Source organism: Pseudomonas helmanticensis, from assembly GCF_900182985.1.
GTDB classification, from domain to species: domain Bacteria; phylum Pseudomonadota; class Gammaproteobacteria; order Pseudomonadales; family Pseudomonadaceae; genus Aquipseudomonas; species Aquipseudomonas helmanticensis.
This window is the reverse complement of record NZ_FXUY01000001.1, coordinates 2,933,258-2,951,064: the sequence shown is the minus strand read 5'-3', so window position 1 is coordinate 2,951,064 and position 17,807 is coordinate 2,933,258. Positions and strand designations below refer to the sequence as shown.

Here is a 17,807-nt window from a genome sequence, read left to right as displayed (position 1 = left end):
TTGACCACCAGCATTCAGCCCACCTCGCGTGGGCTTTTTTATTCAAGGGAGTAACACCATGGGTCAACTGATTGCAGGCACCTGCTACGTCAAGGTCGACGGCGCACAACTGACTATCAATGGCGGCTGCGAAGCCCCGCTGATGGCCGTCAAACGCGAAACCGTCGTGCCGGGTTTCTACAAGGAAACCGATATCGCACCGTCGTTCAAAGTGACTGCGCTGCACACCGCCGACTTCCCGCTGAAGAAGCTGATCGAAGGCACCGACATCACCGTCACCTGCGAATTCAGCAACGGCAAAGTCTACGTGCTGGCCGGCGCCTATCTGGTTGAAGAGCCAGTCTCCAAGGGCGATGACGCCACCATCGAACTGAAATTCGAAGGCATCAAGGGGACCTGGCAATGAGCGGCGCCGTGAAGCTTCAGGTTGCGATCGAAGCTCACGGCGAGCCCCTGACCGAACTCGTCCTGCGCCGTCCAACGGTGCAGGAAGTGCGAGCGATCAAGGCGCTGCCGTACAAGATCGACAAGAGCGAAGAAGTCAGCCTCGACATGGACGTGGCGGCCAAATACATCGCCGTGTGCGCCGGCATTCCGCCGTCGTCGGTCAACCAGTTGGATCTGGCTGACCTCAACGCGCTGAGCTGGGCTGTTGCGAGTTTTTTCATGAGTGCGGCGTCGGAGCCATCACCGACCTGATCGCAGTCGCCTATGACCTGGCCTGGTTCTGGAAGGTTGACCCCGAACAGATGATGGCCAGGCCACTGGATGTGCTCCGCGAATCGCTGGAGCACGCGCAACGGATCAATGCGATGCAGCAGGTGCAGTGATGGCAGACGAAGAAACCAAAGTGAAAACCCCGGTGCTGATCACGGGCATCGATGAACTGTCGCCCAAGCTCGGCGCGTTGCGAGCGAAGGTCGACAGCTTCAAGAAAAACCTCGAACAGACCGGCCTCGGCAAACTGGACATCAGCGGTCTGTTCAAGGGCGGCAGCGTGATCACGCCGTTTGTCGAGGGGATCAAGTCGGCGGCCGCGTTTCAGGGCAAGTTGACCGAAGTCAGCGACACGGCAAAAACCGTCGACTTGCCCGCCGCGCCGAAAGTCGCCGCACAGACCATGAACGTGTTCAGTGCGTCGATGGAGAAGGTCTCGACGGCGGTGAATGCCGCGTTGGTGCCGGCGGTTGGCGCGGTGGTGATCGGTCTTGAACCCATGCTCAACGGTTTCGGCAGCTTGCTGGCCGACAACCCCGAGCTGGTACAAGGCCTCGCGGCGGGAGCCATCGCCTTCTCGGCAATGCAAACCGCGGTGACGGGCGCGACCCAAGTGTTCGACATCATGAGCCTGGTGATGAAGGCCAACCCGATCATGCTGATCGCCACCGGGATTGCCCTGGCCGCCGGTTTGATCGTCGCCTACTGGAAACCGATCTCGACGTTTTTCAGCGAGCTCTGGCAGAAGATTGCGCCGGTAGTGATCCCGATGGCCGAGTTCTTCAAGACAATGTTCAGCTACACCCCGCTGGGAATGCTGATCAACAACTGGGGACCGGTCACTGAGTTTTTCTCGTCGTTCTGGCGAGGAATCAAGGCTGTAGCAGTACCCGCGTTCGAATTCTTCAAGGCCCTGTTTGCCTGGACTCCGCAGGGTTTGATTGTGAATAACTGGGGGATCATCAGCCCGATATTCACGGCGATTTTCGCGCGTATCCAGGAGAACGCAACTTCGTTTTTCGCAAATCTCAAAGAGGCTTTCAGCTGGACGCCGTGGGGCTTGATAGTGAATAACTGGGGACCGGTCACTCAGTTGCTCGCGGCCATCTTCGATTTGCTGACGGCGCTGATCGTACCGCTCAAAGAGACGTTGCGCAGCGTATTCAATGACTACGTCCCGATGGACAAGATCAACGAACTCTGGGGTCAGGTGCCTGCGTTCTTTGCCGAAAAAACAGAATCCATTCGTGCCGTGATGATGGCGTTGGGGGCGATTTTCGGCTTGCCGTTCATGGGTTCACCGCTGGACATGTTTGATTTGAAATGGTCGCCATTGACCGACCGTATCCGTGAGTTTGCCGACAAGATCGAATCGTACATGGCGCCAATCAGGGAAATGCTCGGCGGCAGTTTCGGCGGGTTCATCACCAAGATCACCGGCAAGATCGAAGGCTTTGCTGACGCTCAGAAAAAAACCAATGCCGAAGGCAAGGGTGAACTGGCGCCAGCGTTCTTCGGTGGTGCCAGCGAGGCGGCGTCGGGTGCGTTGTCGGAACCCGGCAACTCGCTGCAAAAACCGTTGATGCAGGGCGGCTCTCTGCCGCAATCCTCCAGCGCCCTGATCCAGCAAAGCGCAATCAACAATCGCACGCAACTCGAAGGCGGCCTGACGGTGAGCTTCGTCAATGCCCCGCCGGGGATGCGTACCGATCAACCGCAAACCAATCAACCGGGCCTGGCGCTGTCTTCGCGCATTGGCTATCGCTCGTTGTCCGTGGGAGGTTCCAATGAACTGGCGTGACCGTTTGTTGCCGGCATCCTTTCGCGGTGTCGGTTTCTGGATTGATTCGACGAAAACCCCGGTCGGTCGCAAGGGTCAGTTGCACGAGTATCCGCAGCGTGACCTGCCGTACTTCGAGGACCTTGGCCAGCAGGCGAGGATTCATGACGTCACGGCGTTCATCATCGGCGCCGATTGCCTGGAGCAGCGCGACAAGTTGCTCAAGGCATTGGAGGCGGGCAGTGGCGAGCTGGTGCATCCGTGGCTCGGACGCCTGCAAGTCAAGGTCGGCGAATGCGACATGACCCACACCCGCCAGGACGGCGGGTTGGTGACCTTTACCCTGAAGTTCTATCCCGACAAGCCGTTGCAGTTTCCGACTGCGTCCGTCAGTACCCAACAGGCAATACTGCTCAAGGCCGGGACTTTTCAGGCTTCTGCCCTCGCGCGGTTCGAGCAGGCGATGACGATGATCAAAGCGGCGCGGATCGGCATTGCCAATTTGCGTAACAGTCTCGCCGGGGTCTACGAGATCATCAAAGAACAGCTCCAGCCGCTGATCACGTACTACAAAGACATCACCGACCTGGTCAAAGCGGTCAAGGAGTTGCCCAAGGAGCTGGCGGCGGAGTTCAACGGCTTGCTCGGCGATATCAAGGAGCTGAAGACGTTTGCGAAGGAAGGCTACCGTGGCGTGATTGCCGACGTGTCGCAACAACTCGAAGCGATCCGCAAGGCCGATGCGCCGAAGCTCACCACCGGCACGGACACCAATGCGGCGGCGCAAGCCATGGCCGATCTGGTGCAGGACACGCTGATCGTGAAAGCGGCGCAGTGGATCGCGTCGATGCCGGTCGCCAGCAAACCGATGAAGTTGCCGTCGACGCCTTCCGTCAACAATCAGGCCAGCCAGCCAATCACTCATCAGGACGTGCCGTCCACCGACGATACGCTGGCGATGCTGAAGAATCTGGTCAGCACGCTGGATCTGGCGAAGAACAAATCCAGTCCTGCGCATCACCAGGTAGCCAGCGATTTGCAGGATGCGTTGGTCACTCACCTCAAGGCTGTTGCGTCCTCGGGTATACGGGTTGTCACTAAAACCATTCAGGAAAGCGCGCCGGCTCTGGTGATTGCCTACAAGTACCTGGGCGATGCCACGCGGGCCCTGGAAATCCAGCAACGCAACCCGACGAATCATCCCGGGTTCTCACCCAACCAAGTGAAAGTCCCCGGGGAGTGAACCATGAGCGAGATGGATAACCGCGTCACGCTGACGGTCAACAACCTGGAATATGGCGGCTGGAAAAGCGTGGAAATCACGGCTGATCTGGAGCGCCAGTTTCGTACCTTCAAACTCGACATCACCTGGCAATGGCCAGGGCAAACGGTGGATCAACCGATCAAGCCCGGCGACCCGTGCGAGGTGAAGATCGGCAACGATCTGGTGCTCACCGGCTACGTGTTCAAGGCGCCGATCCGCTATGACGGGCGGCAGATCAGCCTGACCATCGAAGGCAGTTCAAAGACTCAGGACCTGGTCGATTGCGCGGCCATCAATCGCCCGGGGCAATGGCAGGAGCAACCGCTGCTGAGCATTGTCGAGGCGCTGGCGATGGGCTATTCGCAGTCGGTGGTCAACGAAATACCCGAGACCGCACGACTGACCAAACACACCATCGTGCCGGGTGAAACGGTGTTTCAGTCGATCGACCGTTTGCTCTCGCTGCTGCGGGTGTTTTCCACCGATGACGAGCAGGGCCGGCTGGTGCTGGCCAAGCCCGGCAGCGGCGGTCGGGCCAGTGATGTGCTGGAGCTGGGCAAGAATATCCTTTCGGCCAACGCGGCGATGGATTACAGCCAGGTGTTCTCCGAATACCGGGTGATCGGCCAGCAAAAAGGCTCGGACAAGAAGAGCGGGGCGGCGGTCAGCGAAGTCGAATCGATTGCTGCCGACCTGACCTTCAAACGTCGCCGCACCACGGTGATCAACGAAGGCACGCAACTGACCTTTGAGTTGGCGCAGCAGCGTGCTCAATGGGAAAGCGCTACCCGCATGGGCCGCGCGCAGACCACCACCTATCAGGTGCAGGGCTGGCGTCAGGCCAACGGCGATCTGTGGCGGCACAACACGCTGGTGCGGGTGAAAGATCCGGTGCTTGGGTTTGATGGCGACATGCTGATTTCCAAAGTCACGTATTCGCTGTCGGCGCAAGGTTCGGTGACCACGCTGCAAGTGGCGCCGCCGCATACCTTCGACGCCAATCCCAGCCCCCCGAAAAAAACCACATAGGCCCTGAAAAGATCGCAGCCTTCGGCAGCTCCTACAGGTGTACGCCGATCCTGTGTAGGAGCTGCCGCAGGCTGCGATCTTTTGACGTCGGCCCGTTTCTTACAGGAACCAAGCATGAGCCTACTGACACGCCTGCTGGCGCGCGGCACTGTCGTGCTCGCCAATTCGGCATCCAAGCTGCAATCGCTGCAAATGCGCCTTACCGCCGGCGAAGTGAACGACGACATGGAGCACTTCGAACCCTACGGTTTCACCAGCCATCCGCTGGCCGGTGCCGAAGGTGTCGTCACGTTCATCGGTGGCGATCGCTCCCACGCCATCGCCCTGGTCATCGCTGACCGCCGCTATCGCCTGCAATCGCTGGCTGCCGGCGAAGTGGCGATCTACACCGACGAGGGCGACCGGATTCACTTCAAGCGTGGCCGGATCATCGACATCGAAACCGCCACGTTGAACATCCGCGCCAGCAGCGCGGTGAACTTCGATACGCCGGTGATCAACCAGACCGGCAAAATCGTCTCCACCGGCGACCAGCTCGCCGGTGGCATCAGCCAGATCAAACACGTGCACGTCGGCGTACAGGCCGGCAGCGGCCAGACCGGCGCGCCGGCGGGAGGCAAATGATGCTTATCAGCCCGAACCTTCACGCCGCGCTGACCCGCGCCGTGCTCATCAGTCTGTTTACCTGGCGCCGCGCCGCCGATGACGACGCCCTCGATGACGACGAGCGCTTTGGCTGGTGGGGCGACAGTTTCCCCACCGTCGCCGACGATCGCATCGGCTCGCGGCTGTGGCTGTTACGCCGGGTCAAGCTGACCCGACAGACCCAGATGGACGCCGAATTCTATGCCCGCGAAGCCTTGCAATGGCTGATCGATGACGGCCATTGCAGCGCCATCGACATCATCAGCGAACGCCTCGACGCTCAGCGCCTGAACCTGCGCACGGTCCTGACCCTGGCCGACGGCGAACGCCTGGACATCAACCCCGATAACAGTTGGCAGGTGATCTATGCCGTTTGAAACCCCTTCGCTGCCGGTGCTGATCAAGCGCACCCAAAGCGACCTGGCCGGCGATTCGCTGCGCCAGTCCGATGCGCAAGTGCTGGCCCGAACGCTCAGCGGCGCCGCGTATGGCTTGTACGGTTACCTCGACTGGATTGCCGAGCAGATCCTGCCGGACAAGGCCGACGAATCGACCCTGGAACGCATCGCTGCACTGCGTCTGAACCAGCCGCGCAAACCGGCCCAAGCGGCCACCGGCACGGTGAGTTTTACCGCCACCGCCGGTGCGGTGCTCGACGCCGATACGTTGCTGCAAACCAACGACGGCCGTACGTATAAAGTCATCAAGGCACGCACCACGACCAATGGCAGCAACAGCACCACCATCGCCGCGCTCGACGCTGGCAGCCTGGGCAATGCCGATGCCGGTCTGACGCTCACTCCGGTGCAACCGATTGCCGGTATCGTCGGCACCAGCTTCGTCGTTACCGAGCCGGGCCTGAGTGGCGGCGTCGCCCTGGAAAGCCTGGAGTCGCTGCGTTCGCGGGTGATCCGTTCCTATCGCGTAATTCCGCATGGCGGTGCGGCCAGCGATTACGAGACCTGGGCATTGGAACTGCCAGGCGTGACGCGCGCATGGTGTCGCGGCGGTTTGCTCGGGCCGGGCACGGTCAGCCTCTACATCATGCGCGACGACGATCCGCAACCGGTGCCCAACGCCGAGCAACTGGCGGAAGTCCAGGCACACATCGAACCGCTGCGCCCGGTCACCGCCGAGGTCCACGTACTACCTCCGGTGCAGGTGCCGGTGACCTACAACCTGAAGCTGACGCCGGACACCTCTGCCGTGCGCGCGGCGGTCGAAACCCAGTTGCGCGACCTGCACAACCGCGAAGCCGACCTCGGTCAGAACCTGTTGATCAGCCATATTCGTGAAGCGATTAGCAGCGCCGCCGGTGAAACCGATCACGTGCTCAATTCGCCGACCGGCAACGTCGCTGCCGATGACAGCGAACTGTTGACCTTCGGAGGTTGCGTATGGGCGTGATCAGATCCGCTGCGCAATACCAGACGCAACTGCGTGCGCTGCTGCCGAGCGGCCCGGCGTGGGATCCGGAGCGCGTCCCCGAACTTGAGGAAGTGCTGCAAGGCGTCGCCGTCGAACTGGCGCGCCTCGACGCCCGCGCCGCCGACCTGCTCAACGAGATGGACCCGGCCGGCGTCAGCGAACTGGTGCCGGACTGGGAACGGGTGATGGAACTGCCCGATCCGTGCCTGGGCGCCACACCGCTGTTCGACGACCGCCGCCTCGCCGTACGCCGACGCCTGCTCGCGGTCGGCAGCCAGGCCGTCGGTTACTACCTCGATATCGCCAAAAGCCAGGGTTATCCCAACGCCACCATCACCGAACTCGAAGCACCGCGCATGGGCCGTTCGCGTTTTGGTTCGGCGCACTGGGGCACGTGGGAAGCGCAGTTCATGTGGACGCTCAACACCGGCGGGCGCCTGCTGCTCGGCCGGCGTTACGGCGCGAGCTACTGGGGCGAGCGCTTCGGCGTGAACCCGGGTTCGGCGCTGGAGTGCCTGATTCACCGCAGTGCGCCGGCGCATACCAAGGTGCACATCAATTATGACTAGGGAGTAAGCCGGATGGATTATCCGAAAAGCATGCCCGGTGTCGGTTTGGTCAACAGTCGTTTTGTCGATGAAAATCCTGTTACCGGGACGCCCGGATCGCTGATTCCAGCAGAGTGGGGCAACGCCCTTACCGAAGAGGTGTTGACGGTCATCAAGGCCGCCGGGCTCGAGCCGACCGAAGGCTTGAACACGCAGTTGCTGGCGGCCATTCGCGGCACAAAGCTGTTTGAAACGCCGGCCCAGTTCGATGTCAGCCAGAAAGTTGCGACCACCGAGTTTGTACAGCGCGCACTCGGCAATCTGGCGGGGCAGACCAATTACGTCGGTGAGGTTTCGATGACCGTCGCTGACGTCGGCAAACTGTCGATCTTTACTGGCCCCAGCACTGCAACATTGCCGCAGTGGTCGACTGTGCCTGCCGGAGGGTTGGTGTCTCTGATGGCAAGCTCCGGTGGCTTGACCGTAAAAGTCAGAAGTGGCGAAAGTCTGGTCACCGCCGCCGGTAGTGTGCCGGATAACACGTTGTCATTTGTCGGTGGTAGCTACGTTACGTTTCGCCGACTTCTACTCGGCGGAGGCTGGGGTCTGGACTCCGGTGACGGTGCACTCAAGTACTCGCCCGCGTTTACCGCTTCATTGAACACTGCAGGCGGCTATCAGCGTTTACCCAGTGGCTTGATCCTGCAGTGGGGACTGGCCACGGGCGGAGCACTCAGCGAAACCATTACCTACCCGATTGCCTTTCCAAAAAGCGTGCTTTTTCTCTCGGGTGGCGATATCTCGCCGGGATTCGCGGATCTGCGCTTCTCCCTGTACAGACTTTCGCCAAGCCAGTTTCAGCGCTTCTCCAATGCTGACCCTGGCGGCTGGAACTGGTTTGCCCTGGGCTACTGAAATCAACGGTGAATGAAATGAAATACATTGATTTTGATGCCCAGCGCGAACTGCTTGGGCGCTATGACTCGTCGATTCACACGCAGATGCCCGCCACTGCTATAGAGATCTCCGATGAGCTGTTCCTGCGCACGATCGAGGAGCGCGACGGCATCTGGAAATGGACCGATGGCAAGGTCACCAAACATGCATTGCCGAACGCATCGTTGCTGGTCGAAAGCGAACAGCGAGCATCGGCCCTGGCACGGCGGGATGAGTTGTTGGCCGAAGCAGACCAGCAAACCGTCGGTATGGCCGACGCCTACATCGCAGGGTTGCTGGATGCCGATGACATGCAGCGGTTCAAGGCTTTTGCCACCTACAAACTGGCGCTGAACAAAATCGACAGGCAGCCAGGTTATCCGCAAAGCGTGGACTGGCCAGTGTTGCCGGTTTGATGCCTTTTCTGACTTGAAGCCTGCAAAAACAGCTTCTTGAACAATCACCCAGAATAACGGGAGGTCCCCGCGTGGATTATCCAAACAGTGTGCCCAGCGCCGGATTGGTGAATGGGAAATTTGTTGATGAAAACCCGATGACCGGAACCCCGGGATCGCTGATTCCGGCGGAATGGGGTAACGGGGTTACGCTGGAAATTCTCAACGTGATCAATGCCGGTGGGCTGACCCCGGACGAGAAGAAATACGATCAGTTGTTGCAGGCGATTCAGTCGGTGACGGCCAAGGGCTGGAATCAGGATCTGGCGTTGCCTCTTGTGGCATTGCCGCTGCCGACCGTTGCCACTGCCGATGGCCGGCTGACGGTCAGCCCGGCTGCGGCATCCACCAGCGGTGGCAGGGTTGCAATTGCGGCGGGCACGTTTATCAGCCTGGGTCAGGAAGTCGTGAGTGGCCAATTGGGTCGTTCGCGCACTTTTGTGACGTCCGCCTGGAGCAGTGCTGATCTGTTGCCCAGCAGTCATTATTTTCTGCGCGCGCAAGTCTCTGGCGGTGCGCTGACGTTCTATGTGCAGCGCGGCAACATCCATGACGTGACGCCCGAATCGTTGAAAGGAACAGTCAACGGCGCCGCCGGTGGCGGATTCCAGTCAACAGCTCTGGACATGTGCCTGGCCTGGGTAATTACCGGCGCACCGGGGTCGGTACCCACTGTGCGAACCATTTACAACCGTGCCCGTTTGACCTGGACCCAGACCGTCAACGGGACGGGCGCAATTTTCCTGCCACTGGATCCCCATGCACGTTCTGCACGATTGGTTGCCGGCAACCCGACACCGTCGTCGACGGCGGTGACGTCGGTCGCGTTTCCATCAACCGGATGGGTGGGGGGCAACTATTGCTTCCTGTCGCCCGTAATTGCCGGCAGCTCCAACAACCCCGGGGGCTGGAATCCCGCAACGATTTCCCCTTGTGTGTTGTTCACCAACAACATCGTTAACGACGTGACGGTTGCAACGCTGACCGCCAGTTTCGACCATGCCAATTTGCGCTCGCTGTGGCAGTGCTATCAGGCAGAGCACAACCTTGGCCAGTCGAACGCCGAGAGTGATGAGTTGTTGCTGAGCATGGGCATCAAGACTCATCCAATCACCGACTACAGCGTTGGTATTGCAATCAACTTTGCCGACGCCGTGAACGTCCAACTGTCGTGGGAGCTTATTCGATGATCGTTATTCAGGAGCTTCATCAGTTCGACGGCGAAATGCGTCTTCCCCAACCCTCTGCCGCCCACGATTGGGATGGTGATAAATGGGTAGTGAACGGCGATAAACAGGCGGCGCTGGACGTGCAGGAGACTGAACGCTTGTGCGCAAAAATCGACGCCGCCGCTGACAGCGCCCGCACAGTGTTGGCTGGCGATCCGCTCAAAGCCATGGAATACGCTCAGGCTGCCGCTGACGCGCAGGCTTATCAAGACGCCGGTTACCCGAAAAAGGAAGTGCCGCTGTCGGTCGCTGCCTGGGTAGCCAAAGGTCGCACGGCCAAACAGGCTGCCGAGCAGATCCTGAGCAAGGCTGAGCAACTCACCGATCACTTGCTGACGCTGCGTACTCTGCGCCTGAAGGCCAAGGCGCAGATTCGCGCGCAGGCTGCCAAGGGCAAAATGGATCTGGTTCGCAGTGCAGGTGACGAGGCTTTGGTCGCGATCCGTGAGCTGGCCAGCGGTGTTTCCGGCTAAGCCAAAAAGCCTTCCTTCCGCTTCACCCAAGCCCACTTCAACGTGGGCTTTTTATTTTCAGAAAACCGACCGGAGACGGACACGCTTGAAACGCTGTGTCGACGTAGGTCATTTGTCATTTCAAAGGAACGAACAACCTATGGATTATCCAAAAAGCGTCCCCAGCGTCGGCCTGGTCGATGGCCGTTTCGTCGATGAAAACCCGGTGGCGGGCACGCCGGGTTCTTTGATTCCGGCGGTGTGGGGCAACAGTGTCACTCAGGAGATTCTGAGTGTGATTACTGGTGCCGGGTTGGTCGCTGCCGAAGCGGACACCGGCCAGTTGTACAAGGCGATTCAGTCGATTATTGGTAATTCCAGTCCGATGCGTTCGGTCATTACTCGGGTTGGCACCTCCAGGTCTCTGACCATGGATGAGTTGGGCCTGGTTCTGATCGATGCCGGGGCCGGGGCACTGAGCGTCAGTCTGCCGCCAGCCAATACCAGCCTGGGCGTGCGTGACGTCATTGTGCGACGTGTCGATAACAGCGGTAATCGCCTCGTCGTGAAAAGTTCAGGCGGCGACTTGATCAGGTTTCACACCCACCTGAATGTTTCGGGTTATCCGTTTTTCGTATTGATGGGGGCAGGTGACTGGTGGCATTTGCGCAGCGATACAGCGGGCAACTGGTGGCCGATCGGTCGTCTGGACGGAGCTTCGCTCGGCTACGTAGCCTTTGAAACCACTCTGGCTGTAATGCCCGGTGGCTATGCAGTGCTGAATGGTTCCTTACTCAATCGCTCGGAATGGCCATGGCTCTGGGATCACGCACAGCAGTCGGGCATGTTGCGTTCTGAAGCCGATCGGGGCGGCGCGTGGACGCTTGGAGATGGCGCCGCGACGTTTCGACTGCCAGAAGCCCGTGGCGAATTTTTGCGCGTACTGGCCGAAGGCCGTTTGGTCGATACCGGGCGTGCACCGGGGTCTTGGCAAAAAGGCTCTTTAGTTCAGGGCGACAACGGCATTGGCGACAATATTCTGTTCGCGACACACATCAGTACGCAGAAGGCCCAACTGGGTTTCGATATGGGCGAATACGCCGATTACGCGGGCTCCACCGTCAAATACATCACTCCTGCAGCGCCGGTTACGCCAATCACTGACGCTGATTTGCTGAACCATGGTGGTATCACGCGTCCTCGAAATATTGCTTATCCGGGTCGAATCAAACTTATCTGAGGTGTCCATGTTCAATTATCTGATCGATGGCTCGGGCGCTCTGTCCGGCCCCGTCGAGTTTCCTGTCACGCCCGGAATCGGCATTCAGCTTCCCGCCAACGCAATTGAGCTGTCGTTTGAGTTGCCTGAGCCTGAAGCCGGTCGTAGCTGGGCGCTGATCAATGGCGTACCCCGTGAAGCGATCGATCGCCGCGGTGTGGTTTATCGCAAGGACGGGGGCGCCCAACAGATCTGGACCGAACTGGGGGCGTTGCCCGAAACCCTTACGTCACAGCCTTGGCCCGGCGAGCTCCATGTCTGGCGCGACAACGCCTGGGTGCTGGATGAGCAGGCTCGTTTGTCGAGCGTCAGCCAACAGTCTCTCGCCAAGCGTGATGTGTTGCTGCGCGAAGCCGTTTTGCGCATCGCACCTCTTCAGTACGCCGAAGACATCGGCGATGCCAGCCACGAAGAACAACTGCAATTGCTCGAATGGAAACTCTACAGCGTCGAGCTCAATCGCCTCGAAAAGCAGAGCGGGTTTCCTGACGAAATCACGTGGCCGATTGTCCCCGGCGCTGCCGTGAACGGCTGATTTCTACACAAGGAAAAAGTGAAATGGATTATCCAAAGAGTTTGCCCGGCACGGGCTTGGTCAATGGCAGGTTTGTCGACGAAAACCCGTTGACCGGGGCCATCGGGTCTTTGATTCCTGCGCAGTGGGGCAACGCTGTCACTGAGGAAGTGCTGAATGTGATTCAGTCGGCTGGCCTCGCAGCGGATGAGCAGGACAACGCTCAACTGAAGTCCGCCATCGAACAGAAAATCACCCAAAGCGTGGTGCCGGTGGCCAGTGTTCAAGACGCGGAACAAGGCACTGACAACGTCAAGCGCATGACGCCGTTGCGAGTTTTTCAAGCGATTGCCAAACGCGTGGTGCAGGCGAGCGAAAGCATTGCCGGGGTGGCGAAGACGGCCACTCAGGCGCAAACCGATGGTGGTGCGGATAACACCACGATCGTAACGCCGAAAACGCTGCGCTTTGGTTTTTCTGCCAGTCTGACCACCAACGGTTACATCGTTTTTCCTACTTGGCTGGGTGGTTTCATCATTCAATGGGTTGGAATCTCGACACTGGGGATTCAGGGTGCTTATTCAAGCTTCGCCCTCGCGTTTCCCAATACCTGCCTGGCGGTATTCCCCTCCACATTGAATGGCAGCGCGCCTGGCAGTGTTTCGCTGGGGGCGAAAACGCAGACCGGGTTTACGTTGTACTCGGAACTGTTGCCTTGCGGCTTTTGTGCAATCGCGTTCGGGCGCTGAGGAAAAACCATGAGTCGTTTTTATAGCCAGTCGACAGGCTGTGTGTACCTGTCCGGCATTAATCCAAGCATGCCGAGCGATGCCGTACCGATCACTGAGGAGCGTTTCATCGCCGTGATCGGCAACCCTGCACCTGGAAAAGTGCGTAGCCATGATGCTGAGGGGCTGCCGGTGCTCATCGATGCCGCCCCCTTGTCGGTTTCCGAGCTTTCAGACCTGGCGCGAAAATGGCGCGACGAGCAATTGTTGGCCAGCCAATGGCTGGTGGACCGTGATCGGGATGAGGAGGCCGCGGGCAGGCCGTTGAGTCTGAGTATCGAGGACCACCAAGAGCTTCTTGACTATCGCCAGGAACTGCGTGACTGGCCGGCGAGCACGGAGTTTCCCGCAGACACGAGTCGACCTTTAGCGCCGGGCTGGCTGATGCGAATGCTGGCTGGGGCTTGATGTCGCCAGTTGAACAGAGTGCCTCATTCATTTTTTGCCAACGCCCGCCTTTGCGGGCGTTGGCGTTTCATGCGACTTGAAAGGAGCTGAAAGTGGATTACCCGAAAAGCGTCCCCGGCTCCGGCCTGGAGAACGGCAAGTTTGTCGATGAAGACCCGATTGCGGGCAAGCCCGGTTCACTGATCCCGGCCATTTGGGGCAACAGCGTTACCGAAGAAATTCTCAGCGCAATTACTGCCGCCGGTTTGACTCCGGATGAAGCACAAACCAATCAACTCGCGCAGGCGATTCGGCTGTTGTCGAAGCCGGACCCGTTGCAGCAATTCCCGGTGCAGGTGTACCGCAAGAATTTGCTGATCAACGGTGGATTCGATATCTGGCAACGCGGGACGACCAATCCGGGGCCGAATATTGGTGGTTACGTGGCTGATCGGTTTCGCTGTGACTGGAACAGTAATGCGGCTGTAGCGATCAGCCGGCAGAGCTTCGTTCCGGGGCAGACCGAGGTGGCCGGTGAGCCGGCGTATTTCCTGCGCTGGCAGCAGACCACGGCGGGCGTTGGTGCAACGGAGCATAAAATTTCCCAGGCTATTGAGTCGGTTCGGAGCCTGGCCGGGAAGACCGCCACTGTCACCTTTTGGGCACGTTCCGATGCGCCACGGGCGCTGCAGGTGACGGCGGGGCAATATTTCGGCGTCAGCGGCTCGGAACCTGTAGTGAAAGTGGTCGACGTTTTTCAGTTGAACACGGCCTGGACAAAGTACTCGGCGACGTTTCAGGTACCCGTCATCGCAGGGAAAATGCTCGGGGTGAACAATTTTCTGAGACTGGCTTTCGACCTGCCGCTCAATGTTTTGCAGACGGTTGACCTGGCACAAGTTCAGTTGGAGGAAGGACCGGTTTCCACGCCTTTCGAATACCGTCCTCCGGCCGAGGAGCTGATGCTATGTCTGCGTTATTTCGAGAAGTCCTTTGCCAACAGTTCAGTGGTCCGGGCGAACAATGGCGTCGGTACTTGCATCGTCTCGTTTACCCAGTCTGCGGCAGCCGCCAGCCCTCAATATGGAATGGTCGTCTACATGCAGGTGCAGAAGAGAGTGCAGCCTACTGTTGTGTTGTATTGCCCTGCCAATGCCAGTAATCAGATCTGGAACTATTCGGCGGGAGCGGTTTGCACGGGGACTACCGTGCAAAGTACGACCGAGCGGAGCTTCGCGATTGGCACTGTGACGTCACCCAGCAGCGCGCCTGGTAACGGGTTGCAGATTGAATGGACAGCGGACGCTGAAATTTAGGAGTGAACTCATGACCTATCAACTGACTCCTTGCGGCGTATTGCGCATCGAGGATTCGGCATTCATCCCACAGGATCCGACCAATCGTGACTGGGTCGCGTATCAGTCGTGGCTGGTATCGGGTGGGCAAGTGCTGCCATTGGACGAAGCACCTGAAGCGGCAGCGGGCAGCACCCTGAAAACTCTGGCAAATAAATGGCTGGCAGGCATTGGCCGGCAGCCGTGATTCAATCGGGGGAGTATCCAGGGAGGATTACGCATCATGCAAATAACTGAAAATAACCTTATCGACATCATGCCCAACGCCCGCTCCCAAGCGGGCGTTTTTGTTTCTGCGCTCAACGCCGCCATGACGCGGCGTCGTATCGACACGCCCAAACGCATGGCTGCGTTTCTGGCGCAGGTCGGCCACGAGTCGGGGCAACTGCGTTATGTGCGCGAGCTGGGCAACAACCAATACCTGAGCAAATACGACACCGGCACATTGGCGCTGCGTCTGGGCAATACCCCAGAGGCTGATGGCGACGGGCAAAAGTACCGCGGACGCGGGCTGATACAAATCACTGGCCGTAGCAATTATCGGCAATGCAGCGTTGGCCTGTTTGGCGATGAGCGGCTGTTGTCGTTGCCCGAACTGCTCGAACAGCCGCAATGGGCAGCCGAATCCGCCGCGTGGTTCTGGGAACAGAACGGTTTGAACGAACTGGCCGATCGCGACCAGTTCAACACCATCACCCGGCGCATCAACGGCGGGTTGAACGGCTTGCAGGATCGCCTGGAAATCTGGGCGCGGGCGAGGGCGGTGTTATGCCAATCCCCTGGCGAATGATCGGCATCTTGTTGTTGGCGCTGGGAGCTTTTGCCGTGGCCTGGCAGTTGCAGGACTGGCGTTACGGCCGGCAACTCGCCGAGCAGGCTCGGTTAAACGCCGAAGTCCTCAATCAACAGAATTTTGCCGCTGCCTCAGCCCAACAGGCCGAACAGGATAAACGCCTGGCGCTGGAGCAACGGCTCGCCGCCAGTGAACAAACCCACTATCGAGCGCTGAGCGATGCCCAACGAGATCAGGATCGCCTGCGCGATCGTCTTGCCACTGCTGATGTGCGCCTGTCAGTCCTACTCGACGCCAGCGACGTTGCCCCAGGCTGCAACGTGCCAGCCACCGCCGGCCCCGGCGGCGTGGATCATGCAACCGTACGTGCCCGACTTGACCCGGCGCATGCTCAACGAATTATCACCATCACCGACAGCGGCGACCGCGGATTGATCGCGCTGCAGGCGTGTCAGGCCTATGTCAGAGCGTTGGCCCCCGAACATTTTGAATGACTCTGTGTATTGAAAGCGCAACCGGCTCGTGTACGGTGAAGGCATCCCACACGATCCGGAGTGCGCCGTGAAAGAGATCACCCAATTGGCTGCTGAACTTGGCCGACGCCTGCAAGTGCTCAATGCCCACGTCACCACCGCCGAGTCGTGCACCGGCGGCGGTATCGCCGAGGCGATCACGCGGATTCCCGGCAGCTCGGCGTGGTTCGAGGCCGGTTACGTGACGTACTCCAACCGGCAGAAAACCCTGCAACTGAATGTGCCGGTCGAGTTGTTCGAGACGGTCGGCGCGGTCAGTGCCGAGGTGGTCGAGGCAATGGTGCGTGGCGCGCAGGACAAAAGCCTGGCGCGATTTGCCGTGGCGGTCAGCGGGGTGGCCGGGCCGGACGGTGGTTCACCGAACAAACCGGTGGGCACTGTGTGGCTGGCCTGGGGTGTTGGCGAAACGGTCACCAGTGAGGTTCAGCACTTCCCCGGCAACCGTGATGAAGTCCGCCGACAAACGGTGAAGGCCGCGCTAGAGGGGCTCCTGCGACTAGCGGCACGAGAAATCGAAAATCAGGGGTAGGCGATCCGCGAACGCTGTGGAATAATACTGGCTACTTATACAGGTGTTGGCCGTCAGGCCTTATTGATTACGTGAGGACTTTAATGGACGACAACAAGAAGAAAGCCTTGGCTGCGGCCCTGGGTCAGATCGAACGTCAATTCGGCAAGGGTGCCGTGATGCGTATGGGCGATCAAGACCGTCAGGCGATCCCGGCTATTTCCACTGGCTCTCTGGGTCTGGACATCGCACTCGGCATTGGCGGTCTGCCCAAAGGCCGTATCGTTGAAATCTACGGTCCGGAATCCTCCGGTAAAACCACGCTGACCTTGTCGGTGATCGCCCAGGCTCAAAAAGCCGGCGCGACCTGCGCATTCGTCGACGCCGAACACGCCCTCGACCCTGAGTACGCCGGCAAACTGGGCGTCAACGTTGACGACCTGCTGGTATCCCAGCCGGACACCGGCGAGCAGGCCCTGGAAATCACCGACATGCTGGTGCGTTCCAACGCGGTTGACGTGATCATCGTCGACTCCGTGGCTGCACTGGTACCGAAGGCTGAAATCGAAGGTGAAATGGGTGACATGCACGTGGGCCTGCAAGCCCGTCTGATGTCCCAGGCGCTGCGTAAAATCACCGGTAACATCAAGAACGCCAACTGCCTGGTAATCTTCATCAACCAGATCCGCATGAAGATCGGCGTGATGTTCGGTAGCCCGGAAACCACCACCGGTGGTAACGCGCTGAAGTTCTACGCCTCGGTTCGTCTCGACATCCGCCGTACCGGCGCGGTGAAGGAAGGCGACGAAGTGGTCGGCAGCGAAACCCGCGTCAAGGTTGTGAAGAACAAGGTTGCTTCGCCGTTCCGTCAGGCCGAGTTCCAGATTCTTTACGGCAAAGGCATCTACCTCAACGGCGAGATGATCGACCTCGGTGTGTTGCACGGTTTCGTTGAGAAGTCCGGCGCCTGGTACGCCTACGAAGGCACCAAGATCGGTCAGGGCAAGGCCAACTCGGCCAAGTTCCTGGCAGACAACCCGGAAATCGCTGCGAAGCTCGAGAAGCAACTGCGTGACAAGCTGCTGACGCCGACAGTGATCGACTCCAAGGCCTCGGCAGTCAAAGAGACTGCAGACGACCTGGCCGACGCTGACATCTGATTGCAGC

Annotated in this window: 23 protein-coding genes; all 23 read left to right on the top strand. The window is 59.4% G+C overall.

The window, feature by feature from the left end; translation table 11 throughout:
* Positions 1–58: 58 nt before the first annotated feature.
* The 23 genes from QOL84_RS13255 to recA all read left to right on the top strand — a co-directional run bounded on the left by QOL84_RS13255 (position 59) and on the right by recA (position 17,800).
* Positions 59–406 carry a phage tail tube protein gene (locus QOL84_RS13255; RefSeq protein WP_007908779.1) on the top strand — a complete coding sequence of 116 codons (348 nt, stop codon included), beginning with the start codon at positions 59–61 and terminating at the stop codon, positions 404–406.
* A complete protein-coding gene (locus QOL84_RS13250) occupies positions 403–699 on the top strand; it encodes a phage tail assembly protein (RefSeq protein WP_003222226.1) in 297 nt (98 codons plus the stop codon). Before QOL84_RS13255 ends, QOL84_RS13250 begins: the two co-directional genes overlap by 4 nt.
* Positions 700–829: 130 nt before the next feature.
* On the top strand, positions 830–2,518 hold the full coding sequence (locus QOL84_RS13245; RefSeq protein ID WP_283437484.1) for a phage tail tape measure protein: 1,689 nt from the start codon (positions 830–832) through the stop codon (positions 2,516–2,518).
* Positions 2,505–3,740: a DNA circularization protein gene (locus QOL84_RS13240; protein ID WP_129389946.1), complete on the top strand. Its 1,236-nt coding sequence runs from the start codon at positions 2,505–2,507 to the stop codon at positions 3,738–3,740. The genes QOL84_RS13245 and QOL84_RS13240 overlap by 14 nt, the downstream gene beginning before the upstream one ends.
* 3 nt (positions 3,741–3,743) lie before the next feature.
* Positions 3,744–4,790 carry a phage baseplate assembly protein gene (locus QOL84_RS13235; protein ID WP_283437483.1) on the top strand — a complete coding sequence of 349 codons (1,047 nt, stop codon included), beginning with the start codon at positions 3,744–3,746 and terminating at the stop codon, positions 4,788–4,790.
* Positions 4,791–4,904: 114 nt separating this feature from the next.
* Positions 4,905–5,414: a phage baseplate assembly protein V gene (locus QOL84_RS13230; RefSeq protein ID WP_129389952.1), complete on the top strand. Its 510-nt coding sequence runs from the start codon at positions 4,905–4,907 to the stop codon at positions 5,412–5,414.
* Positions 5,414–5,812 carry a phage GP46 family protein gene (locus QOL84_RS13225; protein ID WP_038358016.1) on the top strand — a complete coding sequence of 133 codons (399 nt, stop codon included), beginning with the start codon at positions 5,414–5,416 and terminating at the stop codon, positions 5,810–5,812. The genes QOL84_RS13230 and QOL84_RS13225 overlap by 1 nt, the downstream gene beginning before the upstream one ends.
* Entirely contained in the window at positions 5,802–6,842 is a 1,041-nt protein-coding gene (locus QOL84_RS13220; RefSeq protein ID WP_283437482.1) for a baseplate J/gp47 family protein, read from the top strand. The genes QOL84_RS13225 and QOL84_RS13220 overlap by 11 nt, the downstream gene beginning before the upstream one ends.
* On the top strand, positions 6,833–7,432 hold the full coding sequence (locus tag QOL84_RS13215) for a YmfQ family protein (protein WP_283437481.1): 600 nt from the start codon (positions 6,833–6,835) through the stop codon (positions 7,430–7,432). The genes QOL84_RS13220 and QOL84_RS13215 overlap by 10 nt, the downstream gene beginning before the upstream one ends.
* Before the next feature lie 12 nt (positions 7,433–7,444).
* Positions 7,445–8,326, top strand: a complete 882-nt coding sequence (locus tag QOL84_RS13210) for a gp53-like domain-containing protein (protein WP_283437480.1) — start codon at positions 7,445–7,447, stop codon at positions 8,324–8,326.
* Between the two features lie 17 nt (positions 8,327–8,343).
* Positions 8,344–8,763, top strand: coding sequence for a tail fiber assembly protein (locus tag QOL84_RS13205; protein WP_283437479.1), 420 nt, complete (start codon positions 8,344–8,346; stop codon positions 8,761–8,763).
* A gap of 71 nt (positions 8,764–8,834) precedes the next feature.
* Positions 8,835–9,992, top strand: coding sequence for a phage tail protein (locus tag QOL84_RS13200; protein WP_283437478.1), 1,158 nt, complete (start codon positions 8,835–8,837; stop codon positions 9,990–9,992).
* Positions 9,989–10,504, top strand: coding sequence for a phage tail protein (locus QOL84_RS13195; protein WP_283437477.1), 516 nt, complete (start codon positions 9,989–9,991; stop codon positions 10,502–10,504). The genes QOL84_RS13200 and QOL84_RS13195 overlap by 4 nt, the downstream gene beginning before the upstream one ends.
* A gap of 139 nt (positions 10,505–10,643) precedes the next feature.
* Positions 10,644–11,723: a phage tail protein gene (locus tag QOL84_RS13190; protein ID WP_283437476.1), complete on the top strand. Its 1,080-nt coding sequence runs from the start codon at positions 10,644–10,646 to the stop codon at positions 11,721–11,723.
* A gap of 7 nt (positions 11,724–11,730) precedes the next feature.
* Positions 11,731–12,297 carry a tail fiber assembly protein gene (locus QOL84_RS13185; RefSeq protein ID WP_283437475.1) on the top strand — a complete coding sequence of 189 codons (567 nt, stop codon included), beginning with the start codon at positions 11,731–11,733 and terminating at the stop codon, positions 12,295–12,297.
* 23 nt (positions 12,298–12,320) lie between these two features.
* Positions 12,321–13,025, top strand: coding sequence for a gp53-like domain-containing protein (locus QOL84_RS13180; protein WP_283437474.1), 705 nt, complete (start codon positions 12,321–12,323; stop codon positions 13,023–13,025).
* A 9-nt stretch (positions 13,026–13,034) separates the two neighbouring features.
* Complete coding sequence (locus QOL84_RS13175; protein ID WP_283437473.1) at positions 13,035–13,472, top strand: phage tail assembly chaperone; 438 nt, start codon at positions 13,035–13,037, stop codon at positions 13,470–13,472.
* A 92-nt stretch (positions 13,473–13,564) separates the two neighbouring features.
* A complete protein-coding gene (locus QOL84_RS13170) occupies positions 13,565–14,767 on the top strand; it encodes a carbohydrate-binding protein CenC (RefSeq protein ID WP_283437472.1) in 1,203 nt (400 codons plus the stop codon).
* Positions 14,768–14,777: 10 nt separating this feature from the next.
* Positions 14,778–14,993 carry a hypothetical protein gene (locus tag QOL84_RS13165; RefSeq protein ID WP_283437471.1) on the top strand — a complete coding sequence of 72 codons (216 nt, stop codon included), beginning with the start codon at positions 14,778–14,780 and terminating at the stop codon, positions 14,991–14,993.
* Between the two features lie 36 nt (positions 14,994–15,029).
* A complete protein-coding gene (locus QOL84_RS13160) occupies positions 15,030–15,596 on the top strand; it encodes a glycoside hydrolase family 19 protein (RefSeq protein ID WP_283437470.1) in 567 nt (188 codons plus the stop codon).
* On the top strand, positions 15,575–16,093 hold the full coding sequence (locus QOL84_RS13155) for a lysis system i-spanin subunit Rz (protein ID WP_283437469.1): 519 nt from the start codon (positions 15,575–15,577) through the stop codon (positions 16,091–16,093). The genes QOL84_RS13160 and QOL84_RS13155 overlap by 22 nt, the downstream gene beginning before the upstream one ends.
* Before the next feature lie 67 nt (positions 16,094–16,160).
* A complete protein-coding gene (locus QOL84_RS13150; protein ID WP_283437468.1) occupies positions 16,161–16,661 on the top strand; it encodes a CinA family protein in 501 nt (166 codons plus the stop codon).
* Between the two features lie 83 nt (positions 16,662–16,744).
* Complete coding sequence (gene recA, locus QOL84_RS13145) at positions 16,745–17,800, top strand: recombinase RecA (RefSeq protein WP_201227715.1); 1,056 nt, start codon at positions 16,745–16,747, stop codon at positions 17,798–17,800.
* Positions 17,801–17,807 lie beyond the last annotated feature (7 nt).